The following is a 3,891-nucleotide window of genomic DNA, read 5'->3' as shown; positions in this document are numbered from 1 at the left end:
GTGGTGTCGGGCGCTGGGTGCCCTCCCCCGCACGATGGGCAACCGGGGTGGTGCCGGCTGGTGGGCGCATCCCCCGACCAGCGGGATATGTCTCACGATCACCGCCCCCCACATCCCCGCTGGCCCTCGTGCCGGAAAGCGCGCTCCCCGGGCAGCGGGATGCATTCCACGGTCACCGCCCCCAACACCCCCGCTGGCCGTCGTGCGGGGGAGCGCCCCAGGGAACAGCACACCACCAGGAACCACCACGGCGCGACGCCGCCGGCGGCCAACACGACGCGCAGAATCAACCAACCACCGCCACCACAACCCCCGGACGAACCCGGCGTGCGGACTTCTCCAAGCCTCCGACAAGTGGTGGCCGCGGGCGGCGTCGCGCCCTGGGTGCCCTCCCCCGCACCACGGGTACCGGAGGGGCGGAAGCGGCCTCGGGGATGGTGACACTGGGGGAAGCACTCTCCCGCACCCCGGCCCACGGACGGATGCGGGATTGGGGATGGCTCGGTTCGGGGAACCTCCTGCCGGGTCTCCTCCACACCCCGCAACGCTGCCCTCACCACGGGCACCGGCATGGAGTCCGGGTGCATCCCTCGGGCCTGCCCTGGGCGGATTCGCGCACATCAGCAGAGCCAGCGCTCATTCGGCTTGGGGGAGTTCATGAACTGCGACCACGCCCACCGAGGCGGCCAGACCAGCACCCCACCCCGCGGACACTCCAAGAGACACGGCGTAGAGCGGGATGGCTGGGGCGCCGTCGGGGACTGGGACGGTCGCCGTGCCGGTGGAAGGGATGCCACGCAGCCCACGCAGCCACCGGGCAGAAGCTTCGGGTGCCTAGTGCTCGTGCACCAGGTCCGGACGGGTCTCGCGCAGGACCTGCAACAGCCGCTGCGCGTGCTTAAGCCAGGAGTCCACCTGGATCACCGTGTCGTTCAGGAACAGGAGTCTCCTGCTCGCCCAGCTTGGCAGTTTGGGAAGCTGGTCCGGATCCGTGGGCCGGATCCGCACCACCGTGCGGTGGTTGGTGCTTTCGGTTCCACTGCCGTCGGATTCGTGTGCACTGGTGATCGCGTGAATCTGTTCCCAGGCCAGCGCGACCCCACGTCCGGGGAACCACAGCAGCGGCTCTTGGACCAGGGTGATACCGGTGGCGCTCACCGCGGCCCCCTGCCGGGTGAGCATCCGCGGCGCCACGTAACACCCCCAGGCGAGGAAAAGCACATTGCCGAGCAGTACCCAGCCCAGCGGAAAGTCCGAGGTGTCCGAGCCCAGCCCGGTTCCGGACAGCCACGTGAACGGCAGATAGATGCAGTTGACTATTGCCCCGCCGGTGAAGTAGATCCAGATCCATATCCAGCGGGCCCGCAGCGGCACCACGGCCACCCCCGGGGGAGGGTTCGGGCAGAGTGCGGGGCTGGCTGGGCGGGGTGGGCGGATATCCGTGCTGTGAACGGGCGCCCGGCGGCGAATGCGCGGGATAGTCCCGCGGTTCGGGTGAATACATGCGGATAGTCAACCAAATCCGCCGCTGCGCCGCGATCCGGCCGGGCCGCGGGGGCGGACCCCAGTGCGCACCGGCGCCCGAGCGGGGCCGGAACGGCCCGTTAGGATCGTCGGCACCCGTCGTCGTCCTGCCACTGGAGCGCCATGAGCATTGTCGCCGCGCTGAAACTCGTCGACCTGCGCCCCGACATCGATCCCGTCGACGGGACCGTGTGTGTCCACGGCCACCGCGACGCCCGGTCTCTGGGTGCCTCCAGCGCTGACTTCGCGGCCCTGGAACTGGCGTTGCGCCTGGGTGACCAGTGGAACCGGGACGTCGTGGCGGTCACCGCCGGCCCCTCCGAGGCGAAACCCCTGCTGCGGGAGGCACGTGCGATGGGTGCGGCGCGTGCGGTCCGGATCGAACTGCCGACCGGAGGGCCGCACGGGAGTGCCGCGAGCGCCACCGTCGCCGCCGCGCTGGCCTCGGTGCTCGGCCCGGACGGTAGCGAGCCGGCGGAACTGGTGCTGTGCGGATCGGCCAGCGTGGACCGCGGCAGCGGCTCCGTCCCGGCTTTCCTCGCCGAGGAACTTGATGCGGCCCAGGCCCTGGGGCTGATGGAGCTGGAGTCCAGCATCCCGGACGAGATCCGGGCCGTTCGCCGTCTGGATGGGGGACGTCGGGAACGCCTGCGGGTGGCGGCCCCGGCCGTGCTGTCGGTGGAGGCCGGGGTGCGGGTCGGTGGGGACCGCGTCGCCCCGCGCCGTGCGTCCTTCACCGCCCTGCTGGACACGGCCGAGGTCACGACCGCGCTGGCCCCGGCGCCGCGGGATGGCTTCTCCGGGTTTCCGCACCGCTCCGGCCCGTTCCGGGCGCGTCCGCGCGCCCTGCCGTCCCCGGATCCCAGCCGTAGTGCACGGGAACGCGCCCTGACCATTCTCGGCACCTATACCGCGCACTCCCCCGCGCGAATCGTGCACACCGACCCCGATGCGGCCGCCGCGGAACTACTCGCCTACCTACGCCAACACGGTTTCCTCAGCCCCTCCTGAGCTTGACGTTTGACCTTCGCCGTTATCTGGTTCAGTGCTCAGGTCGGGGACTTGGTCGTTTCCCGGACAGCGCGACGGCCTTCGCGTGATCATGTGCGACGACGAAGAAGCACCTGAGCCACAACGAAGGCCGTGTTTATGAGTGTGCTGGACGATGCTGCCCATGTCGAGTCCTTGTCGGAGTTGTCCCGGTTTCGCGCAGGCCCGTATGACTACCTGACCCGTCGTCCTGATGCGCTGTTCGAACTGGCAGATGCCCTGCTGTGTACCGAGGGGCCGGTCAAGACGCGGGTCGACCTGGCTCTGGCACCCGAACACCGGCGCGGCCACGGCGCTCTGTATGCCCGTCTGAACCAGGATCGCATCTATGCCGCCCAGCTGCGCCGGTGCCTGGCCGCGATGCCGCTACCCCGCGCGGCGACGGGCGGCTGGTGCTGGCGGCCGATGCCTCCCCATGACTGCGCCCAGATGGGGCCACCGGTCCTCGGCGTTCCTTCTCCCTTACCTGCGAGCGCGGCGCCGACCAGCACGTGATGATTCCGAGGTGGCCCGTATTTGATAGTGGCCGCCTTGGAGAGCGGATCTACGTCCTGCACGCCCGTCCTCGATGCCCGCCGCTTGGACCCGATGCCGATACAGCGAGGCTCACCGCCGCCCAGCTACGCGAGGTCATCGGGCATCTCCTCGATGCCGAGCAGTGGCAACATGGAGATCCCGAGATCCTCACCGTGTTGGACGCTGGATACGACGCGCCACGTATCACCTACCTGTTGGCCGGTCTAGCTGTTGCGGGGTGGGAGGTTGTTGACACTGGCACGGGGTGACATGAGGAGAGCAGGCCCACGGTGGCGATGATGAGAAGCGCCAACCACTCATCGAGCCACCGGAAGGGACCTGCTCTCGTGCCACACAGTAATGCGCCGCTGTCCTTCGAAGGGCGCCGCCGCCTCGTCGCGCTGCCGGAGCCGCCCGATCGCCGAGATGGGCATCTCGCGGGCGTGTGCCTCCACGTGGGTCAACCGCTACCGTCGCTATGGTGAGACCGGCCTGCACGAGCGCTCCTCCACCCCGGACCGCAGCCCCCGGGCCGCCTCGGGCGAGACCGTCGCCACCATCGAGGCCTGGCGGTGCCACCAACCGTGTCCCGGGCCGCATCACCGCGCGCTGGCCCGGCCACATGGTCCACCTGGATGTGAAGAAGCTCGGACGCATCCCCGAGGGCAGGGATGGCGCGTTCACGGCCGCGACTCCGAAGCCACCCGCACCGCCCAGCGGGCCGTGAACACCGGGGCGGCGGACGGCTACGTCTACTCCGCCGTGGACGGGTCCTCCCGCCTAGCCTACACCGAGCACCTA

At 69.9% G+C, this 3,891-nt stretch carries 4 protein-coding genes and 1 pseudogene; 4 read left to right on the top strand and 1 reads right to left on the bottom strand.

Annotated features, from left to right (window positions below; translation table 11 throughout):
• Positions 1-834: 834 nt before the first annotated feature.
• Positions 835-1,374: a hypothetical protein gene (locus RIF23_RS20550; RefSeq protein ID WP_310914287.1), complete on the bottom strand. Its 540-nt coding sequence runs from the start codon at positions 1,372-1,374 to the stop codon at positions 835-837.
• Positions 1,375-1,647: 273 nt separating this feature from the next.
• On the opposite strand from RIF23_RS20550, the gene RIF23_RS20545 reads away from it, so the two are divergent.
• The 4 genes and pseudogenes from RIF23_RS20545 to RIF23_RS20530 form a co-directional block, all read left to right on the top strand.
• On the top strand, positions 1,648-2,535 hold the full coding sequence (locus RIF23_RS20545) for a mycofactocin-associated electron transfer flavoprotein beta subunit (protein ID WP_310914286.1): 888 nt from the start codon (positions 1,648-1,650) through the stop codon (positions 2,533-2,535).
• A 138-nt stretch (positions 2,536-2,673) separates the two neighbouring features.
• Positions 2,674-3,069 (top strand): transposase, encoded by a 396-nt coding sequence (locus RIF23_RS20540; RefSeq protein ID WP_310914284.1) that lies wholly within the window; start codon positions 2,674-2,676, stop codon positions 3,067-3,069.
• Positions 3,069-3,359 carry a hypothetical protein gene (locus tag RIF23_RS20535; protein WP_310914283.1) on the top strand — a complete coding sequence of 97 codons (291 nt, stop codon included), beginning with the start codon at positions 3,069-3,071 and terminating at the stop codon, positions 3,357-3,359. Before RIF23_RS20540 ends, RIF23_RS20535 begins: the two co-directional genes overlap by 1 nt.
• Before the next feature lie 78 nt (positions 3,360-3,437).
• A pseudogene (locus tag RIF23_RS20530) lies at positions 3,438-3,891 on the top strand (leucine zipper domain-containing protein); the annotation flags it as partial.

It is taken from the genome of Lipingzhangella rawalii, assembly GCF_031628175.1.
GTDB classification, from domain to species: Bacteria; Actinomycetota; Actinomycetes; order Streptosporangiales; family Streptosporangiaceae; genus Lipingzhangella_A; species Lipingzhangella_A rawalii.
This window is presented reverse-complemented; position numbering and strand designations above follow the sequence as displayed.